At 74.6% G+C, this 17,526-nt stretch carries 17 protein-coding genes; 6 read left to right on the top strand and 11 right to left on the bottom strand.

Annotated features, from left to right (window positions below):
* Nucleotides 1-40 precede the first annotated feature (40 nt).
* Both mftE and BUE37_RS13780 read right to left on the bottom strand, forming a co-directional pair.
* Complete coding sequence (mftE, locus tag BUE37_RS13785; protein WP_073420876.1) at nucleotides 41-724, bottom strand: mycofactocin biosynthesis peptidyl-dipeptidase MftE; 684 nt, start codon at nucleotides 722-724, stop codon at nucleotides 41-43.
* Nucleotides 724-1,989 (bottom strand): multidrug effflux MFS transporter, encoded by a 1,266-nt coding sequence (locus BUE37_RS13780; RefSeq protein WP_073420875.1) that lies wholly within the window; start codon nucleotides 1,987-1,989, stop codon nucleotides 724-726. Before BUE37_RS13780 ends, mftE begins: the two co-directional genes overlap by 1 nt.
* Before the next feature lie 123 nt (nucleotides 1,990-2,112).
* On the opposite strand from BUE37_RS13780, the gene BUE37_RS13775 reads away from it, so the two are divergent.
* Nucleotides 2,113-2,604: a pyridoxamine 5'-phosphate oxidase family protein gene (locus BUE37_RS13775; protein WP_073420874.1), complete on the top strand. Its 492-nt coding sequence runs from the start codon at nucleotides 2,113-2,115 to the stop codon at nucleotides 2,602-2,604.
* 42 nt (nucleotides 2,605-2,646) lie between these two features.
* On the opposite strand, the gene BUE37_RS13770 is transcribed toward BUE37_RS13775, so the two are convergent.
* From BUE37_RS13770 to mftA, 5 genes are all read right to left on the bottom strand, one after another.
* Nucleotides 2,647-3,480, bottom strand: a complete 834-nt coding sequence (locus BUE37_RS13770; protein ID WP_073420873.1) for a mycofactocin-coupled SDR family oxidoreductase — start codon at nucleotides 3,478-3,480, stop codon at nucleotides 2,647-2,649.
* On the bottom strand, nucleotides 3,480-4,316 hold the full coding sequence (locus BUE37_RS13765) for a mycofactocin-coupled SDR family oxidoreductase (RefSeq protein WP_073420872.1): 837 nt from the start codon (nucleotides 4,314-4,316) through the stop codon (nucleotides 3,480-3,482). Before BUE37_RS13765 ends, BUE37_RS13770 begins: the two co-directional genes overlap by 1 nt.
* A 376-nt stretch (nucleotides 4,317-4,692) precedes the next feature.
* Nucleotides 4,693-5,949 carry a mycofactocin radical SAM maturase gene (gene mftC, locus BUE37_RS13760; protein ID WP_073420871.1) on the bottom strand — a complete coding sequence of 419 codons (1,257 nt, stop codon included), beginning with the start codon at nucleotides 5,947-5,949 and terminating at the stop codon, nucleotides 4,693-4,695.
* A complete protein-coding gene (gene mftB / locus BUE37_RS13755; protein WP_073420870.1) occupies nucleotides 5,946-6,257 on the bottom strand; it encodes a mycofactocin biosynthesis chaperone MftB in 312 nt (103 codons plus the stop codon). Before mftB ends, mftC begins: the two co-directional genes overlap by 4 nt.
* A 7-nt stretch (nucleotides 6,258-6,264) precedes the next feature.
* On the bottom strand, nucleotides 6,265-6,402 hold the full coding sequence (gene mftA, locus BUE37_RS24215) for a mycofactocin precursor MftA (RefSeq protein WP_073420869.1): 138 nt from the start codon (nucleotides 6,400-6,402) through the stop codon (nucleotides 6,265-6,267).
* Nucleotides 6,403-6,533: 131 nt separating this feature from the next.
* On the opposite strand from mftA, the gene mftR reads away from it, so the two are divergent.
* Entirely contained in the window at nucleotides 6,534-7,124 is a 591-nt protein-coding gene (mftR, locus tag BUE37_RS13745; RefSeq protein WP_073420868.1) for a mycofactocin system transcriptional regulator, read from the top strand.
* A gap of 67 nt (nucleotides 7,125-7,191) precedes the next feature.
* On the opposite strand, the gene BUE37_RS13740 is transcribed toward mftR, so the two are convergent.
* On the bottom strand, nucleotides 7,192-8,409 hold the full coding sequence (locus BUE37_RS13740; protein WP_073420867.1) for a cysteine desulfurase-like protein: 1,218 nt from the start codon (nucleotides 8,407-8,409) through the stop codon (nucleotides 7,192-7,194).
* 166 nt (nucleotides 8,410-8,575) lie between these two features.
* On the opposite strand from BUE37_RS13740, the gene mdo reads away from it, so the two are divergent.
* From mdo to BUE37_RS13720, 4 genes are all read left to right on the top strand, one after another.
* Nucleotides 8,576-9,868, top strand: coding sequence for an NDMA-dependent methanol dehydrogenase (gene mdo, locus BUE37_RS13735; protein ID WP_073420866.1), 1,293 nt, complete (start codon nucleotides 8,576-8,578; stop codon nucleotides 9,866-9,868).
* Between the two features lie 77 nt (nucleotides 9,869-9,945).
* On the top strand, nucleotides 9,946-11,190 hold the full coding sequence (locus BUE37_RS13730) for an AAA family ATPase (protein WP_245794608.1): 1,245 nt from the start codon (nucleotides 9,946-9,948) through the stop codon (nucleotides 11,188-11,190).
* A gap of 1 nt (nucleotide 11,191) precedes the next feature.
* Nucleotides 11,192-12,703 carry a VWA domain-containing protein gene (locus BUE37_RS13725; protein ID WP_073420864.1) on the top strand — a complete coding sequence of 504 codons (1,512 nt, stop codon included), beginning with the start codon at nucleotides 11,192-11,194 and terminating at the stop codon, nucleotides 12,701-12,703.
* A 16-nt stretch (nucleotides 12,704-12,719) separates the two neighbouring features.
* Nucleotides 12,720-13,184: an SRPBCC family protein gene (locus tag BUE37_RS13720; RefSeq protein ID WP_073420863.1), complete on the top strand. Its 465-nt coding sequence runs from the start codon at nucleotides 12,720-12,722 to the stop codon at nucleotides 13,182-13,184.
* A 57-nt stretch (nucleotides 13,185-13,241) separates the two neighbouring features.
* Here the strand turns inward: BUE37_RS13720 and BUE37_RS13715 are convergent, their stop codons facing one another.
* From BUE37_RS13715 to BUE37_RS13705, 3 genes are all read right to left on the bottom strand, one after another.
* Entirely contained in the window at nucleotides 13,242-15,461 is a 2,220-nt protein-coding gene (locus BUE37_RS13715) for a glycoside hydrolase family 15 protein (protein WP_073420862.1), read from the bottom strand.
* 77 nt (nucleotides 15,462-15,538) lie between these two features.
* Entirely contained in the window at nucleotides 15,539-16,201 is a 663-nt protein-coding gene (locus BUE37_RS13710) for a MadR family response regulator transcription factor (RefSeq protein WP_175562891.1), read from the bottom strand.
* Complete coding sequence (locus tag BUE37_RS13705) at nucleotides 16,194-17,525, bottom strand: GAF domain-containing sensor histidine kinase (RefSeq protein ID WP_073420860.1); 1,332 nt, start codon at nucleotides 17,523-17,525, stop codon at nucleotides 16,194-16,196. Before BUE37_RS13705 ends, BUE37_RS13710 begins: the two co-directional genes overlap by 8 nt.
* Nucleotide 17,526 lies beyond the last annotated feature (1 nt).

Genomic DNA, 17,526 nt, shown 5'->3' with positions numbered 1-17,526 from the left:
TCGCCGGTCATCCTGACGTCCCGGGCGCGGGGCGGCCCGCTCAGCCCAGCCGGCCGTCGTCCCCCACGTCCCAGCGGGCGGCGGCCGCCGCCAGCCGCGCGGCCATCCCCGCGAGCAGCCGCGCCCCCTCGTCCGCCGTGGCGCCGGCGGGGTCGCCGAGCACGCCGGTGGGGCTGACCCCGCGCACGCCCTCGGCCCGCAGGCGGGGCAGCAGCTCGGCGACCGGCGTCGTCACGCCCGGGACGGACCGGTCGGTCCGCACCGCCGCCGGTTCCACGTGCAACAGCAGCGAGGTCTCGGTCCGCCCGGCGTGCGCGTCGCCGCCGGGGACGGCGCAGGGGAACCAGGCGGCGTCGCGGCCCTCGGCGCGCAGCAACGGGACGGCGCGACGCAGGGCGTCGAGGTTGCCGCCGTGGCCGTTGACCACGAGCAGCCGCCCGGCCCAGCGGCAGGCGGAGCGGCCGTACTCGACCAGCAGCGCGGCCAGCGCCTCCGTGCCGATCGAGACGGTGCCCGGGAAGCCCTCGTGCTCGCCGCTGGCGCCGTACGGGACGGCCGGGGCCAGCACGCCGTCGAGGCCCGCCGCCCGCGCCACGGCCTCCGCGACGACGGTGTCGGTGGCCAGCGGCAGGTGGTGCCCGTGCTGCTCCACCGACCCGAGCGGGACGACGAGCAGCGGCCGCCCGGGGAGCTCCGGCCACACGGCGCCCGCCAGGTCGGGCACTAGCCGGCCTGGGCGGGGGCGTCGGCCTCCACGGGCAGCTGCCAGGGGCGGACGACGGCGAGCAGCACGGCCATGGCGAGCACCAGCGCGGCCACCACGACGACGCCCATCGCGACGGCGTCGTTGCCGAGCACGCCGACCAGCGGGGCCACGACGGCGCCGACGCCGAACTGCACCGCGCCGAGCAACGCCGCGGCGGTGCCGGCGGCCTCCCCGTGCCGGCTCAGCGCCAGGGCGGGGGCGTTGGGCAGCGCGAGCCCGCACGCGGCGAGGACCGCCCACAGCGGCAGCACGATGGCCCAGAGGCCGCCGGTGCCGGTGGCGGCCAGCGCGACCAGGACGACGCCGGCCAGGGCGCCGCCGGCCACACCGGTGACCAGGACCTGCGCCGGCGAGAACCAGCGCAGCACCACCGGGTTGAGCTGGGTGGCGGCGATCAGCCAGAAGGCGCCGGCGCCGAAGAGCAGGCCGAACTGCTGCTCGTCGAGGCCGAACTCGTCCTGGAAGACGAAGGAGGAGCCGGACACGTAACTGAACAGCCCGGCCATGGTCAGGCCGGCGACGAGCACCAGGCCCACGTAGGCGCGGTCGCGGAGCAGGCCGCGGTAGCTGCGCAGGGTGCCCGCGAACCCGCTGCTGCGCCGCCGCTCCGGCGGCAGCGTCTCCCGGACGCCGTACCGGCCGAGGACGAGCAGGCCGACGCCGTAGAGCCCGAGGATCAGGAAGACGCCGCGCCAGGAGGTGACCCGGAGGACCTCGCCCCCGATGGTCGGGGCGAGCACCGGCGCCGCCCCGAGGACGAGGAAGAGCCGGGACAGCATGGTCGCCGCCGCCCGGCCCTGGAACAGGTCGCGCACGACGGCGAGGGCGATCACCGCGCCGGCCGCCGTCCCCACGCCCTGCAGGAACCGCAGCAGCCCGAGCACCTCGATCGACGGCGCGACCAGGACCAGCAGCGAGGCGACGACGTGCAGCGCCGTGCCGGCCAGCAGCGGCCCCTTGCGGCCGAGCGCGTCCGACAGCGGGCCCAGGACCAGCTGGCCGAGCGCGAGGCCGACGAGGGTGCCGGTGAGCGTGAGCTGCACCGTCGACGCGCTGGCCCCGAGGTCGTCGGCGATGGTCGGCAGGGCGGGCAGGTACATGTCCACCGTCAGCGGTCCCAGGGCCACGAAGGCGCCGAGGGTGAGGGCGGTTCGGGCCGTCCCGGGACGGGCGGGGGTCTGCGGCGCCGCGACGGCGGCGGGCCGGTCCTGGGTCGCTGTCACGGAAGGGGGCAAGCCGCGGCGGGCGCCGGGCATTCCGGAACGCCCGCGTGTTCACCGGCCGGTCGCCGGACCGACATCCGCGGACAGCGGTGTCAGCGCCCGGATCCGGGGAAGGGCAGGGACATGACCACCGACTCCCCGGACGCCATCCGCAAGGTCGCCGAGATCCTCAAGGACCAGCGGCTCGGCTTCCTCACCACGACCATGCCCGACGGCCGGCTGACCAGCCGCCCGATGGCCCTGCAGGAGGTCGAGTTCGACGGCGACCTCTGGTTCTTCGCCGAGCAGGACGCCCCCTGGCTCACCCACATCGCCTCCTCGCCGCAGGTCAACGTGGGCGCCGGCTCCGGCGGCAGCTGGATCTCGCTGACCGGCACCGCGCAGGTCACCGCGGACGTCGCGAAGAAGAAGGAGCTGTGGAACAAGGGCGTCGAGGCCTGGCTGCCGCAGGGCCCCGAGGACCCGTCGGTCGTGCTGGTGAAGGTGCACGGCGACACCGCCGAGTACTGGGACTCCCCCGGCAACCGGCTGGCGACGGCGCTGAGCTTCGTCAAGGCGAAGACCACGGGCAGCCAGCCCGACACCGGCGAGAAGGACGTCGTCGACCTGCCCTGACGCGGGACGGGTGCGGCGGCCGGGCGGCCGCCGCACCCGCGGTCAGCGGATGGTGTAGCCGGCGTCGACCGGCAGCATCGCCCCGGTGACGTAGCGTGCCTCCTCGGAGACGAGGAACAGCACGGCGTTGGAGATGTCGACCGGGTCGACGTAGGGCACCGGCAGCGGGTGCAGCGTCTCGAACAGCTCGGCGAACTTCTCCCGCGTCGGCTCCGGGTCGTCGGGCGTGAACAGGCCCCACGTCTTCTCGTTCTGGATCATCACGGTGTCCACGCCGGTGGGGTGGACGGTGTTGACCCGGATGGACTGCTTGCCGAACTCGTTGGCCAGCGTCCGCATGATCCCGACGACGCCGTGCTTAGCCGCCGTGTAGTGGATCGTGTTCGGCGTCCCCTTGATGCCGGCGGTCGAGCTGGTGATGACGATCGACCCGCCGCCGCCCTCGATCAGGTGCGGCAGGGCGACCCGGCAGGTGTTCCAGACACCGGTCAGGTTGATGTCGATCATCTCCTGCCAGTCGCCGTCGGTGAGCTCGAGCGCGGGCTTGATCTCGAACACGCCGGCGTTGGCCAGCACGATGTCGAGCCGGCCGAGCTGGGCGACGCCGTCGTCGACCGCCGCGCGCAGCGCCGCCGGGTCGCGGACGTCGGCCTTCGCCGCCACGATCCGCCGGTCGAGCGCCTCGACCTGGCGGACGGTCTCGGCCAGGTCCTCCTCGGTGGCCGGCGGGTACATCCCGATCGAGTCCACCGGCCCGCAGAGGTCGACGGCGATGACGTCGGCGCCCTCCTGCGCGAGCCGCAGCGCGTGGCTGCGGCCCTGGCTGCGGGCGGCTCCGGTGATGAAGGCGACCTTGCCCTCGACGCGGCCGGCCACTACTTGATCACCGACCCGGCGTCGACCGGGAGCTGGACGCCGGTGACGTACCGGGCGTCGTCGCTGACCAGCCAGAGGATCGCGTTGCTGATGTCGGCCGACTCGACCCACGGCACCGGCAGCGCGTTGAGCCCCTGGAACATCGGGGCGACGTCGTCCCGGGTCACCTCGTCCTCGGGCTTGTCGGGGACGAAGTTCCCGTAGGTCTTGCGGTTGTGGATCATGTCGGTGCTCACCGACGTCGGGTGTACCGAGTTGACCCGGATCATGTCCGGGGCGAGCTCGTTGGCCAGCGTCTTCACCAGCCCGACGACGCCGTGCTTGGCGGCGACGTAGTGGGCGAGGTTGCCCAGGCCCTTGATGCCGGCGGTGGAGCTCGTGAGCACGATCGCGCCGCCCTGACCGTGCGCCCGCAGGTGCGGGACGGCGGCGCGCACCGTCTTGAAGACACCGGTGAGGTTGACGTCGATCATCTCGTCCCACATCTCGTCGGTGAGGTCCTCCACCGGCGCGAAGCTGGCGATGCCCGCGTTGGCCAGCACGATGTCGAGGCGGCCGAGTTCGGCGACGCCCTCGTCGACGGCCGCCCGCAGCGCGGCGGTGTCCCGGACGTCGGCGACCCGGGCGACGATCCGCCGGTCGAGCGCCTCGACCTGCCGGACGGTCTCGGCGAGGTCCTCCTCGGTGGCCAGTGGATAGCCGACCGTCGGCATGTCGGCGCACCGGTCGACGGCGATGACGTCGGCGCCCTCCTGTGCCAGCCGGAGTGCGTGGCTGCGGCCCTGGCCGCGGGCCGCACCGGTGACGAGTGCGACCTTGCCGTCGAGTCTTCCCATGTGGACTCCCTGCTCGGCGCTGCGCTGGGCCCCCGTGACGCACGTGTCAACCTAGGCGGAGGCCGCCGGGCCGGGCAATGACACCGACGTCAGCCTCACGGACGGCGCACGGGCTCCGCCGGGGTCGTCCAGCCGACTCCCAGGCAGCGCACGGCCGGCGGTCAGCGGCCGCGTCGATCCTCGGTCGTGCCTCCTCCGGAGCGCCCGTGTCCCCCGTCGCGGGCGCTCCGGGGGAGCACCGGACCCCGAGGAGGACCCGTGCTCACCGTCGCCGTGCTCGTCGCCCTGCTGCTGACCATGACCCTCGCGGACCTGGCCCCCGGGCTGCTGCCCGACGGCCCGGGGCCCGCGGGGGTGGCGCCGACCCGCTGAGCCCTCAGCCGAGCTGCAGGCCCGCCAGGGGCGACTCGTCGCAGATCCGGGCGGGCGGTGCGGGTGTGGACGCAGCGGGGACGGCCGGCATGCCGAGCAGCGTCGGCTGGCCGCGGACCGGGCCGGTGTGCGAGTGGTCGAGGTGGCTCTTGGGCTTCACCAGGTCGAGGTCGCGGGCGGCCAGCGCGGTCTCGCCGTAGCCCTGCACGCACTCCGGGTCGGGGCCGTCCAGCGGCAGGCCGGTGAAGAATTTGGCCGCCATGCAGCCGCCCCGGCAGGCGTCGAAGTGCGCGCACCTCGTGCAGGCGCCGCCGGTCTGCGGGCTGCGCAGCTCGGCGAACAGCTCGCTCTGCTGCCAGACCCGCTGGAAGCCGCCCTCGCTGCGCACGTTGCCGGCGAGGAACTGCTCGTGGATGGCGAAGGGGCAGGCGTAGACGTCGCCGACCGGGTCGATCAGGCAGACCACCCGCCCGGCGCCGCACAGGTTCAGGCCCGGCAGCGCCTGCCCGTAGGCCGACAGGTGGAAGAACGAGTCGCCGGTGAGCACCCGGTCGCCGTTGGCCAGCAGCCAGGCGTAGAGCTCGCGCTGCTGGGCCTGGGTCGGGTGCAGCTGGTCCCACACGTCGGCGCCGCGGCCCGACGGGCGGAAGCGGGTGATCCGCAGCTGGGCGCCGTAGCGGTCGGTCAGGGTCCGGAAGTCGTCGAGCTGGGAGACGTTCTCCCGGGTGACGACGACGGAGACCTTGAAGTCCTTCATCCCCGCCTCGGCCAGGTTCTCCAGGGCCTTCGTGGCGGTGGCGAACGAGCCGGTGCCGCGGACGCGGTCGTTGACCTCGGCGGTGGCGCCGTCGAGGGAGATCTGCACGTCGACGTAGTCGGTGGCGGCCAGCTGCTCGGCGCGCGCCCGGTCCAGCTTCACGCCGTTGGTGGAGAACTTGACGCCGACGTCGTGGCCGATGGCGTAGTCGAGCAGGTGCCAGAAGTCCGGCCGCACAGTGGGCTCGCCGCCGCCGACGTTGACGTAGAAGACCTGCATCCGCTGCAGCTCGTCGATGACGCCCTCGGCCTCGGCGGTCGTCAGCTCGCGGGGGTCGCGCCGGCCCGAGGAGGACAGGCAGTGCACGCACGCGAGGTTGCAGGCGTAGGTGAGCTCCCAGGTGAGACAGATGGGGGCGTCGAGGCCGTACTCGAACTGGTCGACCAGGCGGCCGCCGGTGGGGCGCTCCGGGGCGGCGGGTCGGCTCGGCAGGACGGCGGTCATGCGCGCACCTCTTCGGGACGGCGTTCGATCATCTGGGAGCGGGCGAGGTCGGCCAGCGCCTTCACGTAGGCGGGCCGCTGGGCCTCGGGGACGCCGCACGCGACCAGGGTCGCGGTGGCGCTGGGGTGGTCGGCCAGCGTCTCCACGACGGTGACCAGCGTCCTCGACTTCAGGAACGACAGCTTGCGGTTGCCGAAGTGGTAGACCAGCGCCCCGAACGGCTCCGGCCGCAGCGCCACCGACCGGGCGCGCCGCCAGGGCAGATCGGGGTCGAAGAGGTCCGCGGCCGGAGCGGTCGGGGTCGTCACGGTCGGCTCAGTAGACGCCGCACATGCCGTCGATGGAGACCTCCTCGACGAGGGACTCCTCGACCAGCGCCTCCTCGGCTCCCGTCTCGACGGCGGTGGCCTGCGCGGTTCCGTCCTGGGTCTCGGTCTGGGTCGTCTCGGGCATGCGGACCTCCGGATCAGGTGGGTCGGGGGATGCGGAGGACGCTAGAGGCACCGAGTGCCACGGGCAACCGTGTGGGTGAGCGGGGCCACACCGGCGGCTCCCGGCCGGCCGGAACGGGCCAAGATGTGCCGGTGACCGACGTGCTGCGCGCCGACCTCCGCGAGGACACCCGGGCGCGGATCGAGCAGGCGGCCCTCGAGCTGTTCAGCGCGGCCGGGTTCGAGCAGGTCACGATCGAGGAGATCGCGGCCGCCGCGGGCACCAGCCGCCGCACGTTCTTCCGCACCGTGGGCAGCAAGGCCGACGCCGTCTGGGGCGACTTCGACGGCCACGTCGACCGCCTGGCCACCCTGCTCGAGCACTCCGGCGACGACGTCCCGGTGCTGACCGCCGTGCTCGGCGCCTACGTCGAGGTGAACGACTACGCGCCCGAGGACCTGCCGGTGCTGCGCCAGCGGATGCGGCTGATCCTCACCGAGCCGGCGCTGCAGGCCCACTCGCAGCTGCGCTACGCCGACGTCGACCGGGTGGTGGCCGGCTACGTGGCCCGGCGCTGCGGGGAGCAGCCGACGGCGCTGGTGCCGCGGCTGGTCGCCACGGCCACCCGGGCGGCGGCGACGACGGCGTTCGAGGCGTGGCTGTCCGGCGCCGCGCCGTCGCTCGCCGACGCGCTGCGGACGGCGTTCGGCCAGCTCGCGGAGGGCTTCCCCGGCCTGCGCTGACGAGGCGCTTCACGAGGCATTGGATCCGATCCGCACGTCCTGGGCCGCGATACGTGCGTAGAGCTCCCTATGCCCGGCCCACCGCGGCGCGGAGGCCGTCGAGCAGCCGGTCGACGTCGGCGTCGTCGGTGTAGGGCGCGAGCCCCACCCGCAGGCCGCCGGTGTCGCCGAGGCCGAGCCGCCGGGACACCTCGATGGCGTAGAAGCTGCCCGACGGCGCGTTGACCCCGCGGGCGGCGAGCTCGCGGGTGACGTCGGCGGCGGCGCGGCCCGCGAAGGTGAGCAGCAGCGTGGGCGTGCGGCGCGCCGCCCGCGACCACAGCGTGACGCCGGGCAGCTCCGCGAGGGCGTCCTCGATGCGCAGCCGCAGCCGGTCCTCGTGCTCCTCGACGGCGGTCAGCCCCGCGACCAGCCGCGCCCGCCGGTCGCCGTCGTCCCCGCCGAGGCCGGCCAGGTAGTCGACCGCGGCCGTCGTCCCGGCGAGCAGCTCGTAGGGCAGCGTGCCCAGCTCGAAGCGCTCGGGGACGGCGTCGGTGGAGGGCAGCAGCTTGTCCGGGTGCAGCGTCTCCAGCAGCGACGGCGCGGCGACCAGGCAGCCCAGGTGCGGGCCGAGGAACTTGTACGGCGAGCAGGCGTAGAGGTCCGCGCCGAGCGCCGCGACGTCGACCGGCGCGTGCGCGGTCAGGTGCACGCCGTCGACGTGGGTGAGTGCCCCGGCCTCGTGCGCCAGCGCGGTGAGGGCGGCGACGTCGGGGCGGGTGCCGATGAGGTTGGAGGCGCCGGTCAGCGCGACCAGCCGGGTGCGGTCGGAGAGCACGGCGGCCAGCGCGTCCGGCGTCAGCTCGCCGGTGTCCGGGTCGAGGTCGGCCCACCGCACCGTGGCGCCCCGCGCCTGCGCCGCCTGCACCCACGGCCGCACGTTGGCGTCGTGGTCGAGCCGGGTGACCACGACCTCGTCGCCCGGGCCCCAGCCGGCGGCCAGGGTGCGGGACAGGTCGTAGGTCAGCTGGGTCATCGACCGGCCGAAGACCACGCCGCCGGGGTCGCCCGCCACCAGGTCGGCAACGGCGGCACGGGCGGCGACCACCACCGCGTCGGCGTTGCGCTCGGCCTCGGTGACCTGCCCGCGGTTGGCGATCGGCGAGCCGAGGGTGGCCGCCACGGCGTGCGCGACCTGGCGGGGCACCTGCGAACCGCCCGGCCCGTCGAAGTGGGCGGCGCCGGCCCGCAGGGCGGGGAAGTCGGCTCGGACGGCGGCGACGTCGTAGGCGGTGGCTGCGGTCACCCCCGCAGCATGCCCGTCCCCCTCCGGTCGGGCAGGTGGGCCTGGCCGGGTGGCCGGACCTGCTCCTCCGGTCGGCCGGTTCCGTCCCGCCGCCCCTGCCCGTCGGTGGACCGCCGCTCATAGCGTGCGCCGACGGCTCCCCCTGGCAGACGGAAGGACCCCTCCCATGCAGGTCGAAGAACTCCTCAGGCCGTTCCCCATCAAGGAGTTCCACCCGTTCCCGCGGGCACTCATGGGCCCCGGCGCCCACGAGATCATCGGCCCGGAGGCGCTCAAGCTCGGCTTCAAGAAGACGCTGATCATGACGTCGGGCCTGCGCGGCTCGGACATCGTGGAGAAGATCGCCGGCTCGATGCGCTATCACGGGCTGGAGGTCGTGGTCTACGACAAGGTGGAGTCCAACCCCAAGGACTACAACGTCATGGACGCCGTCGCGCTGTACCAGGAGAACCAGTGCGACAGCTTCGTCTCCATCGGCGGCGGCTCCAGCCACGACGCCTGCAAGGGCGCGCGCATCTCGGTGGCCCACGACGGCCGCAGCGTCAACGAGTTCGAGGGCTTCAACCAGTCGGAGAACCCGAGGAACCCGCCGCACATCGCCGTCTCCACGACGGCCGGCACCGGGTCGGAGACCTCGTGGGCCTACGTCATCACCGACACCACGACCGACCCGGACAACCCGCACAAGTACGTGGCGTTCGACGACCACTGCCTGGCCACGCTGGCGATCGACGACCCGGTCCTCTACTACGACTGCCCGATCGACTACACCGCCCAGTGCGGGTTCGACGTCCTCGCGCACGCCAGCGAGCCCTACGTCTCCCGGCTGGACTTCCCGCCGTCGCTGGGCAACGCCCTGTACGCGATCAAGCTGACCGCTCAGCACCTGCGCCAGGCGGTGTGGAACGGCCAGGACCTCGGCGGCCGGCAGGGGATGATGTACGCCCAGTACATCGCCGCGCAGGCGTTCAACTCCGGCGGCCTGGGGATCATCCACTCGATCAGCCACGCGGTGAGCGCCTTCTACGACACCCACCACGGCCTCAACAACGCCATCGCGCTGCCCCGCGTCTGGGCGTTCAACATGCCCACCCACTACCAGCGCTTCGCCGACATCGCCGAGGCCATGGGCGTGGACACCCACGGCATGACCGCCCCGCAGGCCGCCGACGCCGCTCTGGCCGCGGCGATCCGGCTGCTGCGCGACGTCGGCATCCCGGAGCGGTTCACCGACGTCACCCAGGACAGCTACTCGAAGAACCGGCTGGGCCAGGGCCCGACCGCGTTCTACGAGAAGGCCACGGTGATCACCGGCGACGACGCCGACGTCGACCGGATCACCCGGCACGTGCTCGGCGACGCCTGCACGCCCGGCAACGCCAAGGAGTGCACGTTCGAGACCGTGCGCCCCGTCGTCGAGCACTCGATGAACGGCGACCTCGACGACCTGCTGTCCTGACCGGCCCTGCGGGGGCGGGGCGACGCGACGTCGCCCCGCCCCTCCGCCGTCTGCCCTCCCCTGCCCTCCCTGGAGCCGTGTTGACCGTGCAGCCCGTCCACCCCGACCCGGCGCCGGGGGTCTTCGCCGACCCCGACGACGTCGCCCGCGCCTTCGCCGGGCAGGGGTACGTCACCGACCGCCGCCTGGCGACGACGACCTTCGTCATGACCCGGCTGGCCAAGCCGCTGCTGCTCGAGGGCCCGGCCGGGGTCGGCAAGACCGAGCTGGCCAAGACGCTGGCCGCCGCCACGGGTCGCCGGCTGCTGCGCCTGCAGTGCTACGAGGGCCAGGACGAGACCAAGGCCCTCTACGAGTGGGACTACGGCAAGCAGCTGCTCTACACGCAGATCCTGCGCGAGCGCACCGCCCAGCTGCTGGCCGACGCCGACACGCTGGAGGCGGCCGTGGAGCGGGTGGCCGGCGCGGACAGTGCGTTCTTCAACGAGCGCTTCCTCGCGCCCCGGCCGCTGCTGGAGGCGGTGCGCTCGCCCGAGCCGGTGGTGCTGCTCGTCGACGAGGTGGACCGCGCCGACGAGGCGCTGGAGGCCGTGCTGCTGGAGATGCTCGCCGAGTACCAGGTGTCGGTGCCCGAGATCGGCACCTTCGTCGCGCAGCAGCCGCCCTACGTCGTCCTGACCAGCAACAACACCCGCGACCTGTCGGCCGCGCTCAAGCGCCGCTGCCTGCACCTGTTCCTCGAGTACCCCGACGCCGACCGCGAGCTGGAGATCCTGCGCTCCAAGCGCACCGGTCTCGCCGAGGCAACGGCCCGCCGGCTGGTCGAGATCGTCCGCGGGCTGCGCGGCCTGGACCTCCGCAAGGCCCCGAGCATCTCCGAGACCATCGACTGGGCGCGCACGCTCGCGGTGCTCGGCGTGTCCGAGCTGACCGCCGAGGTGCTGTCGGACACCGTCTCCGTCGTCGCGAAGTACGAGCGCGACGTGCAGCGCTCCCGCGAGGCGCTGCCCCGGCTGGTCGACCCCAACGCCGAGGTCCCGGCCTCGCTCGGGCACAGCCACTCGCACGGCGGGCACACCCACGGCGGGCACACGCACGACCACGACCACCCGCACCCCCACGACCACGAGCACCCCGACGACGACGGCCGGCGGGCCCGCGCCGCCAAGGACCGCCCCGGCCGCCACGACCGCAACTACTACGGCCAGCAGGGGTCGGCCGAGGTCCCGGAGCCGGCGCCGCGGCGGCAGGTGGGCACCGGTCAGGGGGCGCGCTCGTTCCCCGCCGGCTCCCGGGGCGGCGCACGGCGCCGGCCGGTCTGACGTGGAGGACGCCCTGCACCGGTTCGTCCGGCTGCTGCGGCTGCGCGGCATGCGGATCTCCACGGCGGAGGCGATCGACGCCTTCGAGGCGGCGGCCGCGGTGCGGGTCGGCGACCGCGACGCGCTGGAGGCCGCCCTCGGCGCCGCGCTGCTCAAGGACCGCCGCGACGCCGAGGTCTTCGCCGACACCTTCGACCGCTTCTTCACGCTCCGGCCGGTGGTGCCCGCCGAGGAGGAGCACGGGCACGCGCACGACGACCTCGAGGACACCGGCGAGCTCACCCGGATGACCTGGTCGGCCGAGCCGCCCACCGACGTCCAGGAGGGGCACAGCCACGGCAAGCCGGTCGACATCCGCGACTTCTTCCGGCCCGAGGACCTGGCCGCGCAGTACAACCTGCACCAGGAGGCGAACAAGCTCGACCTGGCCTCGCTGACCCAGCAGATCGTGCTGTCCTCGGAGAGCCCGGCGGGCCCGGCCGACGACGCGCAGCAGGTGCAGCTGGAGGTGTCCCGGCTGCACGACCCGGGGCTGCCCGGTGACCTGGTGCGCGCCGGCGGCACCCCGCTGGACCTCGAGCTCACCGTCGCCCAGCAGCAGGCCCTGCGGAACTGGCTGGCCGACCCGGTCGACGACCTCGACCCGGAGCTCGCCGAGCTGCTGCGCCGCTCGCTGGCCGGGGTCATCGAGGACCTGCCCGAGCTGCTGGCCGCGCATCTGCAGAAGCTGGCGGAGCTGACCGACCTGGCAGTCGAGGAGCGCGAGCTCGCGCGGGCACCGGTGGAGCGGATCACCGAGGCCGAGCGGGCGCGGATCGAGGACTCGCTGCGCCGGCTGGCCGGCTCGCTGCACGGCGGGCTCACCCACCGCAAGCGCCAGTCCCCGCGCGGGCGGGTCGACGTCTCCCGCACGATGCGCCGCAACCTGCGCTACGACGGCGTCCCGTTCCGGCCGGTCACCACCCGGCTGGCGGAGGACAAGCCGCGCCTGGTCGTGGTCGCCGACGTCAGCCTGTCGGTGCGGACGGCGGCGCGCTTCAGCCTGCACGTCGTCCACGCCCTGCAGGACCTGTTCGCGCAGGTGCGCACGTTCGCCTTCGTCGACGACGTCGTCGAGATCACCGACCTGTTCGACGAGCACCCGCTCGAGCACGCCCTCGGGCTGGTGTTCGGCGGGGACGTGATCGACGTCGACGCCTCCAGCGACTACGGCACGGTGTTCGCCCGGCTGGCCGCCGACCACTCCGGCGCCTTCAGCCGCCGCTCGACGCTGCTCGTCCTCGGCGACGGCCGCGGCAACGGCAACGCCCCGCGCCTCGACGTCTTCGCCGACCTGACCCGGCGGGTGCGCGAGACGATCTGGCTGACCCCCGAGCCGCGGTACTCCTGGGCGCTGGGCGGCTGCGACCTGCCGGCCTACGCCGAGCACTGCGACCGGGTGGAGGTCATCCGCGACCACAGCGGGCTGGAGAGCTGGGCGACCGACGTGGTCACCCGCGCCTCCCGGCGCTGACGGCAGACTGCACCGCGTGACCGACCTGACGCACTCGGACTCCGTCGTCGTCGCCGCCTCCCCGGAGGCGCTGTACGACCTGGTCAGCGACGTGACCCGCACCGGCGAGTGGAGCCCCGTCTGCGTGGCCTGCTGGTGGGACGAGGGCGCCACCGGCCGGGCCGGCGACTGGTTCACCGGCCGGAACGTCACGCCGGAGCGGACCTGGGAGACCCGCAGCCGGGTGGACGTCGCCGACCGCGGCCGGGATTTCGCCTGGCTGGTCGGTGGCTCGCGCGCCCGCTGGGGCTACGTGCTCGAGCCGGTCGAGGGCGGCACGCGGCTCACCGAGACGTGGGCGTTCCTCCCGGACGGCATCGCCTTCATGACCGAGCGCTACGGCGCCGACGAGGCCCCGGCCCAGGTGCAGGCCCGCATCCGCGCCGCGCGGGAGGGCATCCCGGCCACGCTCGCGGCGATCAAGCGCGTCGCCGAGGCCTGAGGTCGTGCACGTCCGCGGAGACGCCCCGGGCGTCTCCGCGGACGTGCACGGCCCGGGTCAGTCCGGGCAGAGGGACGTGCCGAAGTGGCAGGCCACGACGGCGGGGGTGTCCACCGGGCGGCCGGCGTCGACGGCGTGCGCCAGCCGGACGAACCCGCCGTGCGTCCACGACAGGGGCGTGGCGGAGAACGTCGGCTCGCCGGGCACGAACTCCGTCCCCTCCGCGGACGGCGGCTGGTCGTCCCAGACCTGCTCAGCCATGAAGAACGACTCGTCGTCGGCCGCACGGGCCATCGTGTCCAGCCGTTCCTGGGCGGTCGCCGCGGCGTCGCCGCCGAGGGCCAGCTCGAACTCGCCGCGCTCGCCGGTCAGCAGCGGCCACCCGCGGCCGATGGTCTCGCGCGAGCCGGGGTCCACCGGTTCCCACTGCGTCCCGTCGGCCCGCTCGCCGTACCCGTCGAAGCTCGACCGGTGCCAGAACCGCCCGTTGGCGGTGTCGTAGCCCAGCTGCTCGTCGACCAGGCGCAGGGTGTTCGCCACGACCGGGTCGTCGGCCGGCACGATCCCGAGCCGCACCAGGTCGAGGAAGCTCGGGTCGAGCACCTCGCGCTGGTCGACCAGCGGGCCGCCGTCGGCGATCTGGATCTGCGTGCCGGCGTCGGCGTCCCCGTCGTCGGTGATGCGCAGGTAGTACGGCTCGGGCGAGAGCGGGCCGGTGGTCGTCACCGTCCACTCGGCCAGCCGCGCCCGCCAGTCGTCGGCGGTGGCCAGGTAGGTGCCCGCGCGGGCGTCGTCGCCGTTGTCGCGGGCGATGTCGGCCGCGGTGACCAGGCCCGCGATCTCGGCCGCGATGGTGTTGGGCGACCAGCCGGCCAGGTTCTCCCAGCGCTCCTGCTCGGTGTCCGGGCCCTCGGCCACGATGAAGTCCGCCGACAGCCGCACCCGCTCCCAGTCCTCAGGGCCGGTGCGGCCGAGCTGCCAGGCCAGCACGATCGGCAGCGCGACCTCGTCCATCTGCAGCCCGCCGAAGACGGCCTCGCCGTCGAGCCGGGCGTTCTGCGGGAACGACCCGTCGGGACGTTGCTGGACCGTCCACAGGTGGTCCAGCGCCCGCTCGGCGGCCGCCTCGTCGCCCATCGCGATCAGGGCGGTCGCGTGCTGGTACAGGTCCCGGGACCAGACCTGGTGGTACACGGGGAAGTGCTGCAGCTCGTTCGCCCAGGCCCACGGCTTGCCCGGGGAGGCGATGAACCCGCCGCGGAAGGTCTTGTCCTCGCTGGCCGCGACGACCATCGCCGAGACGAGGTACTCCGTGCGCCACTGCCCGGCGCTGGCCGGCACGGGCGCCAGGCCGTCGAGGTAGCCGTGCCAGCCCTCGCTGTAGGCGGCCAGCGCGTCGTCGAAGCCGCGGTCGAGCGCGGCGTCGGCGGCCTGCGCGGCGTCGTCCTCGGTCGTCCCGAAGCCGAGGGCGAGGGTCAGGTCCTGCCCGCCCGCGACCCCGGTGAGGGCGGTCCGCCCGATCTGCACCACGTTGCCGGGGGTCCGCGCCTCCCACGCGTCGTCGAGCACGAAGTCGTCGCGCAGGTCGGCCCAGCCGTCGCTGCGCTCGAGGTAGCCGGTGGAGGTGTCGGTCAGGCCGGTGGAGGTGACGACGGCGCTGCTCAGCGCGCCGTCGGTGGCCAGCAGCCGCCCGCCGTCGGAGCGGCCGGTGTCGTCGTTGGCGTTGAGCCCGAGGGCGGCGTCGTGCAGCAGGTAGACGTCGTAGGGCTGCCCGTCGAGGGACTCGAACCGCACGTCCACGAGCACCGCGGACCGGTCGGGGTCGGTGGTGTAGGTCTTGGTGATCCGGTAGCGGCCGCTGGTGGCGGTGTTGACCTGGCGGTACACCAGCGCCCGCTCGTCGACGAGCTCGACGACGGAGTCGGTCGCCTCGTCCTCGCGCTCGGCGAAGGTGGCGCCGTCGGAGACGACGAACTGGGTGTCGCGGGAGCTCGGGGTGTCGATCCGCGGGGCGAAGACCTCGCTCAGCGTCCCGTCGTTCAGCGTGTACCAGGCGGTGCTGTCGAGGGCGCCGATCGCCGTCCCGAAGCCGTCCTTGTCCCCCGGCGACCAGTCGGCCGCCTCACCCGGGTACCCGGGCGCCTGGTCCGCGCCCTCCGGCGGGCCTCCGGCGGGGGCGTTCGCCGCCGCGGGGGCCGCCCCGAGGACGAGGACGCCGACGGCGGCGGCCAGGAGGGCCCGGCGGCGTCCCGCTCGGGGCGAGCTGGTGGAGGTCATGGCGGCTCCTGGCGGTGTCCCCCGTCCGAGTGACGTGCGTCACACCGTAAGGGGTCCCCGGTGGTCCCGCCCGGCCGTCAGATGAGGCCGAGCTTCGACCCGGCGTAGACGGCCTCGGCCCGCCGGGAGACCGCCAGCTTGCGCATGAGGTTGGTGACGTGGAACTTCGCCGTCGTCGCGGAGATGTAGAGCTCCCGGCCGATCGCCTCGTTGGACAGCCCGCGCGCCAGCAGCGCCAGCACCTCCCGTTCCCGGGCGGTGAGCTCCGGCGACGACGGCGACGACGACGGCCGCGCCGGCGCCGGGGCGGCCAGGGAGCGCACCACCATCGCCGCGCTGTGGCTGTCGAAGGCGCTCTCCCCGCGGCGGACGGCGCGGATCGCGGCCACCAGCGCGACGGCGTCGACGTCCTTGAGCACGTACCCGCGGGCGCCGCGCTGGATGGCCTCCAGCAGCAGCCGCTCGTCGAGGAACGTGGTCACCACCAGCACGCCCGGGGCCGGGACGCGGGCGGTGAGCTCGCCGCACAGCGCGAGCCCGGCCACGTCGGAGCCCGCCGAGAGCTTGAGGTCCAGCAGCACGATGTGCGGCCGGACGGCGGCCACCAGGTCGAGCGCGTCGGCCGCGGTGGCCGCCTCGCCCACCACCTCGACGTCGGGCTCGCGCTCCAGGATCGAGCGCAGGCCCTGCCGGACGATGGCGTGGTCGTCGACGATCACCAGGCGGATCGGGTCATCCACCGGCGTCCTCCGGGGGCAGCGGCAGCCGGACCTCGACGCGCACCCCGCCGAGCCGGGCACGGGTGAAGCGCAGCGCAGCGCCGATCTCACGACAGCGGGAGTCGATGTTGACCAGGCCGCGGTGGTAGCCGTCGTCGCGGCGGGCGGCCGCGCGCAGCGCCCGGCGCAGCGTCTCGGGGTGGCCGGTGCCGTCGTCGGCGACCGACAGGCGCAGCCCGTCGGGGCGGTAGCCCAGCCGCACGGTGGCCCGGGCCGCGCCGGCGTGCCGCGCCGTGTTGGACAGGCACTCCGACGCGATGCGGAACAGCGCCTGCTCGACGTCGGGCGGCAGCGGCCGGGGCCGGCCCTCCACCCGCACCGCGACGGCCAGGCCCGGCGCGACCGGCACCCGGTCGAGCAGCCCGGGCAGTCCCGGGCCGGGGACCTCGTGCTCGGCCACCGACAGCGCGTGGATGGCGCCGCGCAGCCGCTCGACCGCCTCGCGGGTGAGGGCCTTGGCGTGCCCGAGCCGCTCGTGCACCTCCGCGTGGTGGGCCACCTCCGGCCGGCACCACTCGATCGTCATGCCCGCCGAGAGCACGTGCTGGGCCACGCTGTCGTGCAGCTCGCGGGCGATCCGGTGCCGCTCGGCGTCGACCGCCTCCCGCTGCGCGGCGACGTCGAGGGCGTGCTCGGCCTCCGCGAGCTGGCGGTGCCGTTCGGCGAGGTCGCGCGCCCGCTGCTCGGCCTCGGCGTAGAGCCGCTCGGTCTGCCGGCGCAGCGACTCCGAGCGGGCGAGCAGGTGGTCGGCGTGCAGGGCCACCGCCGACTGGTTGGCCACGATGCGCAGGATCGCGAGGTCGGCCGCGCCCACCGCGCGGCGCGGCCCGCCGCAGGCGACCAGCGCGCCCACCGGGTCGCCGTCGACGACCAGGGGCACGACGACGGCGCCGTCGGGCGTCTGCCAGGGCTCGGTGCCGCCGGCCGACAGCGCCGCCGTCACCGGCCGGGCGACCACCTCCGGCAGCGCGCCGACCTCGCCGACCGGGTGCCCGGCCGGCCCCCGGCCGAGCAGTCTCGGGCAGGCCAGCGGCAGGACGCCGTCGGCCAGGGCGAGCACCACCCAGGGGACGTCCAGCTGGTCGGCGGTCGCGTCGACCACGGCCCGGCACAGCGCCTGCGCGCCCTGCCCGGTCGCCGACAACACGGAGGCCACGTGCTCGAGCTGGTCGAGGGCCCGGTGCAGGTCCTCGGCCGTCTGCCGGTACTCGGCGTACCAGCTGGGCTTCGACGAGCGCAGGCCGGTGAGCTCGGGGATGCCCGGTGCGGGCGCGGGGGGCGTCACG

This window comes from Geodermatophilus nigrescens (assembly GCF_900129495.1).
Taxonomy (GTDB): Bacteria; Actinomycetota; Actinomycetes; order Mycobacteriales; family Geodermatophilaceae; genus Geodermatophilus; species Geodermatophilus nigrescens.
This window is presented reverse-complemented; position numbering and strand designations above follow the sequence as displayed.